Raw genomic sequence first — 15,904 nt, 5'->3', positions numbered from 1 at the left:
TACATTTTGTTTTATTTATTGCACAATTCTTTGTAAAATAGAAGTAAGCAGTTCCTTTTCAAATCCACAACTTCTAAGAAATATTTCCTTCCTAAGAATTTATACTTACACCATGTCTCTAACATACACACTACTCTTTCAAACACTCATTGAAAATTTATGACTTAAAAATTACCTTTTAATTCCCTAGCAGCCTTAATTGAGAATAAATATTAATTAAATTGGTATAAAGTTGGTTTATTCTCTTGACAAAATAACCACTTCTATATGATAATTAATATCGAATTAGAATTATTATAGTTAATTAAAAAATATATTTTATGAGCAAACTAATTTCCGATGCTCAAAACCAACCTTTAGGAGGAATTTTAATATGTTATTAATCGGCACAGAAGTAAAACCGTTTAAAGCTAATGCTTACCATAATGGAGAATTTATCCAAGTTACTGACGAAAGTTTAAAAGGAAAATGGAGCGTAGTTTGTTTCTACCCAGCAGACTTCACATTCGTTTGTCCAACTGAACTTGAAGACTTACAAAACCAATACGCAACTCTAAAAGACTTAGGCGTTGAAGTATACTCTGTATCTACAGACACTCACTTCACTCACAAAGCATGGCATGATAGCTCAGAAACTATCGGCAAAATCGAATACATTATGATTGGTGACCCAACTCGCACAATCACTACAAACTTCAACGTTTTAATGGAAGAAGAAGGTCTTGCTGCTCGTGGTACATTCATCATCGATCCAGACGGCGTTATCCAATCTATGGAAATCAATGCTGACGGTATCGGCCGTGACGCAAGCATCCTTGTTAACAAAATTAAAGCAGCTCAATACGTACGTAACAACCCAGGTGAAGTTTGCCCAGCTAAATGGCAAGAGGGTTCTGCAACACTTAAACCAAGCCTTGACCTTGTAGGCAAAATCTAAGGAGTTCGATCAAAATGATACTAGATGCAGATATAAAAACACAACTATCCCAATACCTTCAGTTAATGGAGAACGATATTTTACTTAAAGTAAGCGCAGGAGACGATAACGTATCTAAAGATATGTTATCTCTAGTAGATGAATTAGCTACTATGTCATCTAAGATTACAGTAGAAAAAGTTGAACTAGAGAGAACACCAAGCTTTAGCGTAAATCGCCCTGGTGAAGAAACTGGTGTCGTATTCGCTGGTATTCCATTAGGACACGAATTTACTTCATTAGTGTTAGCTTTACTACAAGTTAGTGGACGTGCTCCAAAAGTTGAACAAAAATTAATCGATCAAATCAAAAACATTCAAGGCGAATATCATTTTGAATCTTATATCAGCCTAAGTTGTCATAACTGTCCTGATGTTGTACAAGCTCTTAACGTAATGAGCGTTCTAAACTCTGGTATTACACATACTATGATTGATGGCGCTGCATTTAAAGAGGAAGTAGAAAGTAAAGACATCATGGCAGTACCAACTGTTTACCTAAATGGCGAATCTTTCGGAAGCGGTCGTATGACACTTGAAGAAATTTTAGCTAAAATGGGTAACGGTCCAGATGCATCAGAGCTTTCTGATAAAGATCCATACGATGTTCTTGTTGTTGGTGGCGGCCCAGCTGGTGCAAGTGCAGCAATTTATGCAGCACGTAAAGGCATCCGCACTGGTATCGTTGCTGAGCGCTTCGGTGGTCAAGTAATGGATACTATGGGTATTGAGAACTTCATCAGCGTAAAACGCACTGAAGGTCCTAAGCTAGTAGCAAGTCTTGAAGAGCACGTAAAAGAATACGACATCGATGTAATGAATCTACAACGTGCGAAACGTTTAGAGAAAAAAGAACTTATTGAAGTGGAACTTGAAAACGGCGCTATTCTGAAAAGTAAGAGCGTAATCGTTTCAACAGGTGCTCGCTGGCGTAATGTTGGCGTACCGGGTGAAGCTGAGTTCAAAAACAAAGGTGTAGCATACTGCCCACACTGTGACGGTCCATTATTCATCGGAAAAGATGTAGCGGTTATCGGCGGTGGTAACTCTGGTATTGAAGCAGCTATCGACTTAGCAGGTATTGTTAAGCACGTAACTGTTCTTGAATTCATGCCAGAATTAAAAGCTGATGCTGTATTACAAGAACGTCTTAACAGCTTACCAAACGTAACTGTTCTGAAAAACGTTCAAACGAAAGAAATCACTGGTACTGATAAAGTAAACGGTATTTCTTACATCGATCGTGAAACTGAAGAAGTACACCATGTTGAATTACAAGGTGTATTCGTTCAAATCGGTCTTGTGCCAAACACAGACTGGTTAGGCGAAACAGTTGAACGCGTTCGCGGTGAAATCGTAACAGACAAGCACGGCGCTACAAACGTACCAGGAGTGTTTGGTGCAGGTGACTGTACAAATAATCCGTACAAACAAATCATCATCTCTATGGGTTCAGGTGCGAATGCAGCTTTAGGTGCATTTGATTACTTAATCCGTAACTAATTATATAAACGTGAGTTTTAAAAAAGCAGGTGCCAAGGCACCTGCTTTTTTTATAATCCTAATATATAAACTAAAAATCTCTCATTCCCATTCTTCTCATAAGCACCCGGTAATCTTATTTCCTTCTTCAATTCAAATGCAGTCTGATTCTCCAAGAAGAAAATATAATCTTCAGAAGGGTAGTATAAAATAATATCAATTTCTCTCTCCACCGCTTCTACTGAAAGCAAAATGTTATTTACTACATTCATAAACACTTGGACAGAAAATGGATTGAAGAAATAAAACCGGTTATCACGTGGATCAATCTCATATTCCTGTGCTAAACAACATTCAAACCGAATTTTATCTTTACTGTTTCTCACTTTTCGCGCATAACGATCACGATTATCCATTGCTTCTTTATAAAACTCTTCATTCATTTCAATCCCAACGGCCGAAGCACCACACTTATGGTGCATGTAAAAATTCAATCTCCCTTTTCCGCACCCAAAGTCTACAATTCGATCGCTACTTGTTATTTCATATTGATTCAATAACTCATCTAATCCGCTATATGGCGTCGGTTCATAACGGTGATAATGCATAGACTTATTAAATCCTTTTTGCTCGCCGACAGTTTTTATATTTAATACAGCATCGTAATATTGTTCGTTCATTCGTTTGCTCCTATTAAGAATATATTACTATTATTATACACCACGTACTGAATGCTCATTTTTATCAAATTAATTGGTACATGAAATTATATTATCGCGAAATCGAATATATCGACTTAACAACAAATTCCCACCAAAAAAACAGGAGCTTTCTAGCCCCTGTCTTCTAATACTTTCAATACAGTTTGTTTCAATATTTCTACTCCATCCATTATACAGCTATGATCAAACTTCATATACGGATGGTGTAATCCAGGTTGTAAGTTCGCCCCTAGTCCAAGCATGACAGCTTTTAAATGGGGTCTTTTCACTGTATAGTAATGGAAATCATCGCTTCCTGTCGTATACAGTGGTCCAGTACATCCCTCTTCCCCGTACACTTCAAGAATGCCTTTCCGCATGAAACGCTCAGCTTCTTCTGACACTTCAGCTCCTGGTGCGAGATCAATCCACTCATAAGAAAGTTTAGATCCCATTGATTCAGCTGACTGAATTACTTGCTCTATTCTTCGCTTCAATTCATCTAGTAATATGTTATTTTCTGCTCTTACATCTAAACTAAAGTGCCCGTTACCTGGAATAATATTTAGATTATCACCACCAGCTTGGCATCTCGTCATCTTAACAGAATAAGACGTCTGCGGCGGTAACCATATATTTTTCAATCCAATATTGATCATCGAAATGACATCAATTGCATTTATACCTTGATGTGGGCGTGCACCGTGTGCATCATCTCCATGAATCATCCCTTCTAAAAATGCTGCAGCTCCGTGACGAATAGATGGGGCTGCTTGTTTCAAAGGCAGTTCTTCAATCGGCCTTAAATGAACACCAAATAAGAAATCAGCATCATCCACGGCGCCCTTCTCTACCATCTTTAAGGAACCATTTCCTTTTTCCTCTGCCGGCTGAAAAATAAATCTAACAGTACCACTATCCCATCTCATATTTTTCAATTGTAAAATAAGGCCCATCACAATTGTCATATGAGCATCGTGGCCGCACGAGTGATTCGCTTTAAATTCTCCGTCTACTTCTTGCCATAGTGCATCCATATCAGCACGAATCGCGATAACTGGATTCCCTCTTCCGATTTCAGCAATCACGCCAGGGCAATCATCAAATATTTTATATGAAATTCCTTCTTCTTTTAGAAAGTTAGTAATATAAGCTGTCGTTTCATATTCCTTCCAGCTTACTTCAGGGTTTTCATGTAAATGCTGAAAAATTTCAGTTAAACGCTCTTGTAGTTCTAATGTTTTCAAAGCTTCATTCTCCTTCCCCTAATTACAAACCATTCAGATTAATTATACTTATGAAAAACAGATGTTTTTATGAACATATTGAATTTTAAGAAAAAAGTCAATTATTTATTTTTAAATACCGTTAATACCCGATTTCAACTCATCTTATAAAGATATCCATACAAATAGAAGATTCGATATTTTCTGTTTTTATATTGACGCTTACATCTATTTTTAGTTATTATAACTTAATAACGTCTATTTTGCGACAATTCTAAAAATACAAACATACATAATGAGGAGGCAGTTTATGAAAAGAGAAATACCTTTTGGCATAGCAATAATCCCTATTATCATTACAGTTGCAGTTATGATGGTTACAATTGTTGTATTAGAACAAAGCCCTCACGTCCCACTTATTATCGGTACAACCGTTGCTTCGATCGTCGCTTGGCGATACGGTTACAAATGGAATGACATTGAAGAATCGATGTATAAGGGAATTCGCCTTGCATTACCCGCTATCGTTATCATTATTCTTGTAGGTTTAACGATCGGTGCTTGGATTGGCGGCGGAATCGTCGCTACTATGATTTATTACGGCTTAAAACTTTTAACTCCATCACTATTTTTAGTTTCAATTACAATTATTTGTTCTATCGTTGCATTAGCAATCGGTAGCTCTTGGTCTACAATGGGAACAATCGGTGTTGCTGGAATGGGAATTGGCCTAAGTATGGGAATCCCAGCTCCAATGGTTGCTGGCGCTATAATTTCCGGTTCTTATTTTGGCGATAAAATGTCACCGCTTTCAGACACGACAAACTTAGCAGCGGGATTAACAAATACAGATTTATTCACACATATTCGTCATATGTTATTTACTACAATTCCAGGTTTAATTATTACTCTTATCGTCTATGCTTTCTTAGGAAGAAGCTTCGGCGATAACAATATCGATGCAAAAAGCATCGATCAAACGTTACAAGTATTGCAACAAAACTTTGTTATTTCGCCTTTCCTATTAATTATACCCGTAGTCGTTATGGTATTGGTCGCTAAAAAAGTCCCTGCTATACCAGCTATTCTCGTAGGTGTTATTTTAGGATTCTTATCACAAGTCTTTATTCAAGGTGGCTCTGTCTCATCAGCTGTCGGTGCACTCCAAAGTGGATTTGTCATAGACACTGGAAACAAGCTAGTAGATGAACTATTTAACCGTGGTGGCTTAAGCTCTATGATGAATACAGTTTCTATGACAATTGTCGCTATGACTTTCGGCGGAGTACTAGAACATACTGGCATTCTTCGCTCAATTGTAAATCAAATTTTAAAATTAGCGACATCATCAAAAGGACTTATCGCTTCTACCATCGCATCTTGCTTTGCAACGAATCTTACTTGCTCTGAACAATATATTTCGATTGTTGTTCCTTCAAGAATGTATGCAAATGCGTACACAGAAAAAGGACTACATTCTAAAAATTTATCCAGAGCATTAGAAGATGGTGGAACATTAACTTCTGTTTTCGTACCTTGGAATACATGTGGTGTATTTATACTCGCAACACTTGGAGTCGGTGCATTCGAATATGCTCCTTATGCTATATTGAATTTCATCGTACCTATTATCTCAATCATTTATGGTATAACTGGCTTCACAATTACGAAGCTATCTGATATTGAAAAAGCAGACCTACTGAAAAAACAAAAAGCACAACTAGAAGCTTAAAATTTTTGAAACGAATACAACGGTAAATTTAGCTCATATATTGCACGAGGGCGCCCTTGTTGATAGGGCATTTCCTCGCCGCAAATATTGGCATATCTGTAATCAACTAATTTCTTTAACAGCCTTTCCGTCGATCGCCGAGTCACTTGTAAGTACTCAGAAAGATCCGCCGCTGTAAATTTCAATGATGGATGCGATTGACTAAACTGAATAATTTTTGACAAGTTTGCAGGACTAAGCTTCGTTTCCTTCGCTATTTTCATTAATTCAGGATTATCGTTTTTTAAACTTTGTACTCTCTGTTCTTTCGGGAACGGACCAAATAATTCTTTATCACTTGTTAGTATATAAAAGCAGCTTTCTATCGGATTATTCTTTGCGAAACCTCGAGCGATTTTTGCATTTTGTTCCGCTTCATTTACTGTTTTTCCGTAACCAAATCCAATAGATACTGCGCCTTCTATATTCATAAATAAACGATCTATCGTATTTGTTTTTATACTCAATTCAATATCACCACGAGTTGTATACAAAATAAAAGTCATTTCATCAACTTGTTTAAATGAACCACGTAATTCTTTTGAAATTACATTTAATTGTTCAAGCGAGGTTTCTTGTAACTCTATAAAGGATATAATACAAGCACCAACAGTAGCTGAATGGCTTTTTGCTAACTCAGCTTTTATTTTTGCATCTTTTAACCCATGTATAATTGATTGCGTTGGATCTATCATACGCTCTGAAGGAATCCCTATTTTTTGAAGTTCATCGTAGACAGCGTGAATACTAGTTAAAGCTAAATCAACCTCTCCAGATTGATATTTAGCTAAATGAAAATCAATGATTCTCTTAATTTCATCATTACTCCATAACATATTTTCATAATCCATCACTTGCGGCGTTTCTTTCAGACCGATGTCATGGAACACATTTGTAATAAACGAACGATCTACTAAATCAATTGAAATTTTATGAGGTTGAATACTTTGATGGTATATTATAGAAAGGAGTGAAGATGCGACAGTTGTCTCGTCTTGCTGCAAATATACACTTGGAATTGGTAATTGTTCTCTTATTTCTTTTGCCATATAATAAGGTAGGGCACCTGAGAAAAAGATAGCATCACAAGGTTTTAAACGCTTTAATAGTTCAGAAGATTCTGCCGGATGAAGGTAAATATATGGATCAATCTCTATTTCTTCTAGTTTATGAGCAATAGGTAAAAGATTCTCCATAAACTCTTTTGAACCGACAACTGCAATTTTTATCATCATTTTCTCTAACTCCTTATCATTAATTAACGACTATTTAACGTCAACTATATCAAATGTACAAAACCATTGTAAACAGGAAGGGGTCTTTATTCAATGAAAATTACAGCTATTCATCTTTACGCAATTCGTTTACCACTTCGCGATCCGTTTGTTATTAGTTATGGTTCTTATTCTGATATGCCTTCTATTATCGTCAAAATGGAAACAGATGAAGGCATTATCGGTTACGGTGAAGGCGTTGCTGATGATCACGTTACAGGTGAATCATGGGAAAGTACTTTCCATGTTTTAAAACATACACTAGCTCCTGCTCTAATTGGGAAAAATCCAATGAATATCGAGAAAATACACGATATGATGGACAATACGATTTACAGTGTTCCTACAGCGAAAGCTGCGATTGATATCGCTTGTTTTGATATAATGGGCAAAAAATTAAATCAACCTGTATATCAATTAATTGGCGGACGCTATCATGAAGAGTTTCCTGTCACTCACGTCTTAAGTATTGCAGATCCAGAAGACATGGCTGAAGAAGCTGCCTCTATGATTCTAAAAGGTTACCAATCTTTCAAAATGAAAGTCGGTACAAATGTAAAAGAAGATGTAAAACGAATTGAAGCTGTACGTGAACGTGTAGGAAATGATATCGCGATTCGTGTTGATGTAAACCAAGGATGGAAAAATAGCGCAAACACATTAACAGCACTTCGTTCATTAGGTCATTTAAACATCGACTGGATTGAACAACCTGTTGTAGCGGATGATATTGATGCAATGGCTCATATTCGTTCGAAAACAGATCTTCCGCTTATGATTGATGAAGGACTAAAAGGCTCTCGTGAAATGCGCCAAATTATTAAATTAGACGCAGCTGATAAAGTGAATATAAAACTAATGAAATGCGGCGGCATATATCCAGCTGTAAAACTCGCTCATCAAGCTGAAATGGCAGGCATTGAATGCCAAGTTGGATCCATGGTCGAATCATCTGTTGCCTCTTCCGCAGGATTCCATGTCGCTTTCTCAAAAAAAATCATTACTAGCGTCGAGCTAACGGGACCATTAAAATTCACGAAAGACATCGGAAACTTACATTACGACGTACCATTTATTCGCTTAAACGAAAAGCCGGGACTCGGCATTGAAATAAACGAAAATACATTACAAGAATTAACCGTCTTTCAAGACGTTGTACGCTAAAGGAGGACTAACACATGACGACTCTTTACGAAGGAAAATTAAAACAAAACAACGATCCATTTCACGTTACATTACTATCTTTAGAACATATGAAACAAATTTTATCATTACAAAACGTTGTAGTTGAAGCGCTAGAAGATAAAGGTCGTTTACAACCACTCTCGCTAGAAGAATTTCAATACATTCTAGAAGGAAACGGCATGATGATCGGGGCGTTTATACAAAACGAGCTCATCGCATTTCGTGCCCTACTAGTCCCTCCTATCGACGATGAACATTTAGGGCTTGATATTGGTCTACCAGAAAGTCAGCTACACCGCGTCATCTATCAAGAAATCTCAAACGTTCATCCAAACTGTCGAGGAAATGGCATGCAAAAAATATTAGCCACAGTCATCATGGATGAATTACAAAAAGAAGACAGCCAGTACGACTATGTTTGCTGCACCGTTGCACCTTTTAACATTCCTAGTTTAAAGGATAAGTTCGCGCAAGGTATGGAAATTGCTGCGCTGAAGGAGAAGTACGGCGGGAGTATGCGGTATGTTTTTGTGAAGGAGTTGCGTGGGGATAAGGAAAGAGATTGGTCCGATGTTAAGAGCGTTCCGATGAGTGATGCTGGTGGACAGCAGGCGTTGCTTTCGGAGGGGTATCGTGGGTATGCGATGGAGAGAATAGACGATACTTTCACTGTGAAGTTTGGACGATAATCTATGTACAAAGAGAACCCTAATTCATTAGGGTTCTACTTTATTTCATTCCACAATCTAAAGTAATAACTAAACCGTCATCTTCCAACTAGATAACGCTAACCAGTTTTCCATTTCCTTATAATCAGGCATTATCTTCCCAACAAGACGCCAAAAAGAACGATCATGATTTAAATGAACCATATGACACATTTCATGAACAACTACATAATCAATTACCCTCTGAGGTGCCATTGCTAGCTTCCAATTAAACGTTAACTGTAGATTTGAATCACAAGTTCCCCACGTACGACTACTATCTGTAATACGAATAGAACGTGGTTTTGTTTTAAAATTACTTTGATGCGCTTTAATACTCTTCTCTACTAATGCCTTGCACTGCTTATAGTAAAATCGTTTTAAAGCCTGCTGGATTTTCTCATCCTTAAGCTCATTCACGTAAATATGTAGCTTATTCCCTTCAAATACTGCATTATCTTGTTCAATACTTGCATCTTGAGAAATCTGTATCGGATACGTATTCCCTAAATAGAGAAAACCCTCTCCTTGATCATAACCCTTTTCCTGTGGTCCAAGCGCTCGCTCCTGCATTTCCTTACGTGTTTTCTGAATCCAATCCCATTTCTCCTCTAAGAATTTGACTAAGTATTCAACAGGCGTTCCTTTTGGAGCTTGCACTTCCACATTTCCGTACGAATCTACAAAAAGACGCACCGACTTTTTCTTCTTATAAGTTATATGAAAATTAATTGTCTCACCTAAATATGTATGTACCATTTCATCACCTAGTGTATTATTTTACAAATAAAAAAGAATAGGACACAAACGCCCTACTCTATCTATTATATCATTTACTGTTTCACCGAACTTATTATCCTCTGTACTTTACACCTAATCCCTTAATGAAATTCCTTGCGTATCTATCGCCGCACTCTTTGTAATGCTTATGGCCTTTCTTTCTTAATAAAGCGCCTAACTCTCCTTTTGTTACGATGACGCCCACGCTGTCTAATATATCAAGCACATCTTCACTCGTTAAAGATAGTGCTATTTTCATTTTCTTTAAAAGAAGGTTATTGGCACTCTCCTTGCTCCGTACAGGTGCCGGTTGCCCTGGTTTCGGATCTTGCTTCCCTCTTTTTAAAGTAATAAATCCATTTAAAAATGCCTCTAGCATCATCATGTTGCATGTTAATACGTACTCATCTTCGATTACATCATCATCTTCCGCTTCATGTTGTGGACTTCTCTTTACTTTTGTAAGCATATCAAGTACGTCCTCTTTCGTTACTTCCATCCCGCCAAGTTCAAAGATTTCTACCATATCTATATCTCTTATATCTAAAGCGTATCTTACTCTTTTTAATATATCGTTGTTGCTCATTGCCATTGTATTTCCTCCTGAAATGTTGATTATAGTAATGCTTTTAGCATGTATAAATTAATATCGTTAAGTTACTACTTTAACATTTTAGAGGTAGGTTTTGTAGTCTTAGGTGGATTAATGCTTTTGGGGATGATTTTAAAACAGCAAAAAGGATGGGATAATCGTGCAAAATTACGGATGGGGATTTACTATTAATTAACACACTTGAAAATGGACTAACCTAATATAGGTTAGTCCATTTCTTTTTATGCAACTCAAACATGAATGTTACGCAAAATTCAGGTGAAATATATTGATTGTGTTTACTTAGGTTTTCCTTTTTATTTGTGGTACGGTTCACCGTAACTAATCTAAATGAGGTTATTGTTCATTATTTTCATAATTAAATTTAACAAAAAAGGTAGTGCCCTCCGAGCCTGTTTGAATTTCTATTTTCGCATTATGCCGGGCAGCAATGGCATAACATATGCCTAATCCCAATCCAGTTCCATTATCTTTGGTCGTGTAAAATGGAGTACCCAGTTTCTCTAATACTTCAGGCCTGATACCTTTTCCTTGATCCCGCACTGCAAGCACCACACAATTTTGACATTCCTTGTAGGTGCTAATGGTTAGAACTTTCCCTGTGCTCATCGCTTCTAAGCCATTACGGTATAGGTTTATTAATAATTGTCGTATCTCATTACGATTTAAAAATAATTCCGGAATGTCATTTGTATCGACTTGAATATATTTATTTTGATTATACGTATCAATCTTTATTAAAGGAATAATATCGTGGATAATTGAATTTAAATCTAACATCTGCAAATCCGATTTCCTTGTATTACCGATTGAGAGAAATTCAGTAATAATAGAATTGGCACGATCAAGTTCTTCAATCATTAAATTAAAGTACTTATTATGTTTCTCATAGGTGCGCTCTTCTTTTAATAACTGCAAAAATCCTCTTACTGTTGTCATTGGATTTCTAATCTCATGGCTGATACCTGCTGCCATTTGCCCTATTAAATCTATGTTGGATAACCTTTTCAATTCCTGCTCATATTGCTTTTTTTCCGTTATGTTTTTAAAAATACAACAAATACCATCATCATACGGATATGCAATAACTTCGTGCCAATATTCATCAGAGATAGAAAAAAATTCGAAATGAACTGTAATTCGCTCTGACATTGCACGATGAAATTCCTTATACATAACTGCGTCGACGCTACTCGGGAAGACCTCCCATATATTCTTACCTAATACATCTTTTGCTGTTTTTCTTTGTGGAAAATATTGATGCTTATTTACGTACGTGAATTCCCATTTATTATTCAAAGTAAAGAATCCATCCGTAATAATTTCAATCACACTTGTAACTTTTTCATTAGCAGCAGCTAGTTCTCTCGTTCGCTCTTCCACCATGCTTTCAAGTTGATCCATATATAACAAGTTTGAAAACGTAGGAGCTGTGGCATCAACGATAGATTTTGCCAGTTGAATTTGGGAATTATCGTAATTGTGAGCTTTTCCCTCTTTGCCAACGACGATTACCCCTAATACTTCTCCCATTGAAACCAATGGAATCATCAGTAGACCCTTACTATCTATATTTTTTGTTTGAATAACCTCTTGGATCTTGGCTTCATAGCTTTTCTCCATCCAATCCGCTTCTGTCCAATCACAGTCCTTGCTTAACTTCGTTGTTTTAATCGTTGTTTTGTCTAGCGGGTCTAAAAGGTGGGCAGCCATGTTTTTACTCTCTAAAATCTGTCCTAAGTAAAAAAAACATTTATCAAAACTCTCCTGTATCGAGGAACACATTGATAAATCACGGGTAACATCTAGTAACAGCTGCTTCTCGGCAATAAGGTTTTCCTTTTGTGTTAAATTATTTGCGTTTTGAATTGCGACCGCAGCCATATTTACATAAGCTTCAACACTTTGAATCTCTGAATCTGTTAAGTTCATTGGAACTCCATAATCAAATAAAAAAACCAGACCAAATAACTCTTGTCCAAATGAGATAGGCAGGGCTAATAAGGACTTAATTTTGAACGCATCAACTGGTCTTGGATCCGGCCGATGATCCTTTGAGGTATCAGGGATATAGATGGTTTTTTTTGTTTCAATAACTTCTTTTGCCAGTAAGTCTATTTCAGGATCAATTACCTGAGTATCGAGCGTTACGCCATTTATGGTCTCTGGTTTCCCTGCAAACCCTCTAAATGTTCCATCTTCCTGGGGTAAATAAATTCCAACAGCGTTGCACCTAACAATCTCCTCTGATATCGCCATTGTTACACGCTGTAATACTTCACGTAGTTCTAATTTTGTATTTATTATTTTTGTTATATTCGCGAGCCTAGAATATCTCGTCTGATCACTTAACATTCACATAGCCTCCAAGTTATAGGCATAATAAAATAAACATGATAATATCAGTGAAAATCAAGACCAACCTGCCATTTTCAATTTTCTCCTGTATTCTTTTCTTACCCTTGTTTTACATAGAATACCTCACTTACTTATGATACGGTTCACCTTAATTAAAATGAAACAAACACTCATAAAATCGCTACACCCTATCCCCTCTAACCTTCAAAAGTTACACTGTTTCACTATCTCCATCCTTATCAACACTCGCCTCAAACTTATCAAGCAACGCACGCACTTCATCAGTTGATTTCGTGTTCATCAATTGATTTCTTAGTTCAGCAGCTCCAGGGAATCCTTTTACATAAATTTTGAAAAAGCGATGAAGCCCTGTGATTGAGCGTGGTAGTACTTCTGCATATTGATCTTGAAGATCAAGCTGTAGTCTTAGAAGATCAAGGTGTTCTTTACTGCTATGTTCTCTTGGCTCTTTTTCAAAAGCAAATGGATTTTTAAAGATACCTCGTCCAATCATAACGCCATCAATACCGTATTTTTCAGCAAGTTCCATTCCAGTTTGACGATCAGGAATGTCTCCATTGATTGTTATTAGCGTATTTGGTGCGATACGGTCACGTAATTTTTTAATTTCCGGAATTAGTTCCCAGTGCGCATCTACTTGACTCATTTCTTCTCTTGTACGTAAGTGAATAGAAAGGTTCGCAATATCTTGTTTGAAAATGTGCGTTAGCCAATCTTCCCATTCGCTTAATTCTTTAAAGCCCAGTCGTGTTTTTACGCTGACAGGTAGTCCGCCCGCTTTTGCTGCTTGAATAAGTTCTGCCGCAACGTCTGGACGTAGAATAAGGCCACTACCTTTTCCTCTTGATGCTACATTCGGTACAGGGCAGCCCATATTAATATCGATACCTTTAAATCCTAGCTCTGCCATACCAATACTCATTTGGCGGAAATATTCAGGAGTATCTCCCCAAATATGCGCGACTATCGGCTGTTCATCTTCTGTAAAAATTAAACGGCCACGTACACTTTTCATACCTTCTGGATGACAATAGCTATCCGAGTTTGTAAACTCTGTGAAAAATACATCTGGGCAACCAGCTTCACTTACTACGTGACGAAAAACAACATCTGTCACATCTTCCATTGGTGCAAGTACAAAAAACGGTCGTGGTAAATCACTCCAAAAATTATCTATCATTTCAAATTCAAATCCTCTCAATATGAATACAATTTCAAACTCTCAATTTAAAAATATAAAGCCAAATAGCAAAAGTACATTTGGACATTTATATTTTGTGAAAATCAGCAATACTCATTTTAACTAAAATCGTTGCTGAATGGTATTTTTATAAACCAAAAAGCAGATGGTATAGATTTTTCTATATCAACTGCTTTTTTATTATACCAACTTAAGCCAAGCCACACACTCCACATGAGTCGTATGCGGGAACATATCAACAGGCTGTACTTCCTGTGTTTTATATCCGCCTTCTTCTAGTACTTTTAAGTCACGTGCTAATGTTGCTGGGTTACATGATACGTATACGACGCGCTTTGGCTTCATGTCGATAATTGTGTTTAGTAGTGCTTCGTCACAGCCTTTACGCGGTGGGTCTACGACCATTGTGTCGGCGATTACGCCTTCTTTGTACCATTTTGGAATGACTACTTCTGCTTCTCCTACGCCAAATTCAGCGTTTGTCATGTTGTTTAGTGCTGCGTTTCGGTTTGCGTCTTCGATTGCTTCTGGGACGATTTCAACGCCGTACACTTTTTTCGCTTTTTGTGCTAGGAATAAGGAGATTGATCCAATTCCGCAATAGGCATCAATTACTGTTTCGTTACCATTTAATTTTGCGTATTCTAACGTTTTATCGTATAGTACTTTCGTTTGTTCTGGGTTTACTTGATAGAATGAACGTGCTGAAATCGCAAATTTAATGTCACCGATAAAGTCATAAATATATTCTGATCCGTACAGTACTGTCGTTTTGTCTCCGAAAATAACGTTTGTACGTTTCGTGTTTACGTTTTGAACGATTGATTTTACTTCTGGGAATTTCGCTGCGATTTCTTCAATGATTGCTTCTTTATTTGGCAATTCAGCTGTACGTGTAATGAAGACAAGCATAATTTCCCCTGTTACTTGTCCGTAGCGAGCCATTACGTGGCGAAGTGTTCCTTTGTTACGCTCTTCATTGTAAGCCGAAATACCGTGCTTTTCACAAATACGTTTTACTTCTTGAATTAATGTATCGTTTTCTTCCGCCTGAATTAAGCATGATTCCATATTAATGATGTCATGCGTTCCTTGACGATAGAAACCAGCTACAAGTCCACCTTCACGTTCTCCAATTGGCACTTGTGCTTTATTGCGGTATACCCACGGATTTTTCATGCCAAGTACAGGATGAACAGGAACATCACTTAATCCACCGATGCGCTGCATAACGTCACGTACTTGTTTTTCTTTCGCTTTTAATTGTCCTTCATATGTTAAGTGCTGAAGTTGACAACCTCCGCACTCGTTGTACACGGGGCATTCTGCATCTTTACGATATGGACTTTCTTGATGAAGCTTCATTAAACGACCAAACGCAAAGTTTTTCTTCACTTTAATAATTTTAATTTGCGCTTCCTCACCTGGTAATCCGTTTTTTACGAAAATAGGATATCCCTTCACTTTCGCAACACCGGCACCATCATGTGTTAAATCTTCAAACACTACATCTATAAACTCGTTTTTTTCAACTGGTGGCGTCATTTTTATACTCATTTTCCGACCTCTCTTTTTCATAACACTGCGTTACATTTTATCATACTTATATG

At 37.1% G+C, this 15,904-nt stretch carries 13 protein-coding genes; 5 read left to right on the top strand and 8 right to left on the bottom strand.

Annotated features, from left to right (window positions below; all coding sequences use genetic code 11):
* The first annotated feature begins 373 nt into the window (after positions 1-373).
* The gene (ahpC, locus tag AC0IXC_RS25295; RefSeq protein WP_000924420.1) at positions 374-937 is read left to right on the top strand and encodes an alkyl hydroperoxide reductase subunit C; all 564 of its coding nucleotides are present in this window, start codon (positions 374-376) and stop codon (positions 935-937) included.
* A 14-nt stretch (positions 938-951) separates the two neighbouring features.
* On the top strand, positions 952-2,478 hold the full coding sequence (gene ahpF / locus AC0IXC_RS25290; RefSeq protein ID WP_002010172.1) for an alkyl hydroperoxide reductase subunit F: 1,527 nt from the start codon (positions 952-954) through the stop codon (positions 2,476-2,478).
* Positions 2,479-2,528: 50 nt separating this feature from the next.
* Here the strand turns inward: ahpF and AC0IXC_RS25285 are convergent, their stop codons facing one another.
* A complete protein-coding gene (locus AC0IXC_RS25285) occupies positions 2,529-3,137 on the bottom strand; it encodes an SAM-dependent methyltransferase (RefSeq protein WP_193652525.1) in 609 nt (202 codons plus the stop codon).
* A 152-nt stretch (positions 3,138-3,289) separates the two neighbouring features.
* The gene (locus AC0IXC_RS25280; RefSeq protein ID WP_003187097.1) at positions 3,290-4,405 is read right to left on the bottom strand and encodes a M20 peptidase aminoacylase family protein; all 1,116 of its coding nucleotides are present in this window, start codon (positions 4,403-4,405) and stop codon (positions 3,290-3,292) included.
* Positions 4,406-4,694: 289 nt separating this feature from the next.
* On the opposite strand from AC0IXC_RS25280, the gene nhaC reads away from it, so the two are divergent.
* A complete protein-coding gene (gene nhaC, locus AC0IXC_RS25275; protein ID WP_002010164.1) occupies positions 4,695-6,116 on the top strand; it encodes a Na+/H+ antiporter NhaC in 1,422 nt (473 codons plus the stop codon).
* On the opposite strand, the gene AC0IXC_RS25270 is transcribed toward nhaC, so the two are convergent.
* Positions 6,113-7,390, bottom strand: a complete 1,278-nt coding sequence (locus tag AC0IXC_RS25270) for a transcriptional regulator (protein WP_471653526.1) — start codon at positions 7,388-7,390, stop codon at positions 6,113-6,115. The two genes, nhaC and AC0IXC_RS25270, sit on opposite strands and share 4 nt — an antisense overlap.
* A 93-nt stretch (positions 7,391-7,483) precedes the next feature.
* Here AC0IXC_RS25270 and AC0IXC_RS25265 point away from each other — a divergent pair, with 93 nt between their 5' ends.
* Positions 7,484-8,593 (top strand): mandelate racemase/muconate lactonizing enzyme family protein, encoded by a 1,110-nt coding sequence (locus AC0IXC_RS25265; protein ID WP_016103215.1) that lies wholly within the window; start codon positions 7,484-7,486, stop codon positions 8,591-8,593.
* 14 nt (positions 8,594-8,607) lie between these two features.
* Entirely contained in the window at positions 8,608-9,303 is a 696-nt protein-coding gene (locus tag AC0IXC_RS25260) for a GNAT family N-acetyltransferase (protein WP_215590611.1), read from the top strand.
* 69 nt (positions 9,304-9,372) lie between these two features.
* Here AC0IXC_RS25260 and AC0IXC_RS25255 read toward each other — a convergent pair whose 3' ends face one another.
* The 5 genes from AC0IXC_RS25255 to rlmD all read right to left on the bottom strand — a co-directional run bounded on the left by AC0IXC_RS25255 (position 9,373) and on the right by rlmD (position 15,851).
* A complete protein-coding gene (locus AC0IXC_RS25255; RefSeq protein WP_471653525.1) occupies positions 9,373-10,080 on the bottom strand; it encodes a M48 family metallopeptidase in 708 nt (235 codons plus the stop codon).
* Positions 10,081-10,174: 94 nt separating this feature from the next.
* Entirely contained in the window at positions 10,175-10,693 is a 519-nt protein-coding gene (locus tag AC0IXC_RS25250) for a YehS family protein (RefSeq protein ID WP_193652530.1), read from the bottom strand.
* 357 nt (positions 10,694-11,050) lie between these two features.
* On the bottom strand, positions 11,051-13,069 hold the full coding sequence (locus AC0IXC_RS25245) for a GAF domain-containing sensor histidine kinase (RefSeq protein WP_012260239.1): 2,019 nt from the start codon (positions 13,067-13,069) through the stop codon (positions 11,051-11,053).
* 214 nt (positions 13,070-13,283) lie between these two features.
* Complete coding sequence (locus AC0IXC_RS25240) at positions 13,284-14,273, bottom strand: tRNA dihydrouridine synthase (RefSeq protein ID WP_471653524.1); 990 nt, start codon at positions 14,271-14,273, stop codon at positions 13,284-13,286.
* 201 nt (positions 14,274-14,474) lie between these two features.
* A complete protein-coding gene (gene rlmD / locus AC0IXC_RS25235; protein ID WP_002140209.1) occupies positions 14,475-15,851 on the bottom strand; it encodes a 23S rRNA (uracil(1939)-C(5))-methyltransferase RlmD in 1,377 nt (458 codons plus the stop codon).
* Positions 15,852-15,904: the final 53 nt, after the last annotated feature.

It is taken from the genome of Bacillus sp. AC266 (assembly GCF_979253805.1).
This window is presented reverse-complemented; position numbering and strand designations above follow the sequence as displayed.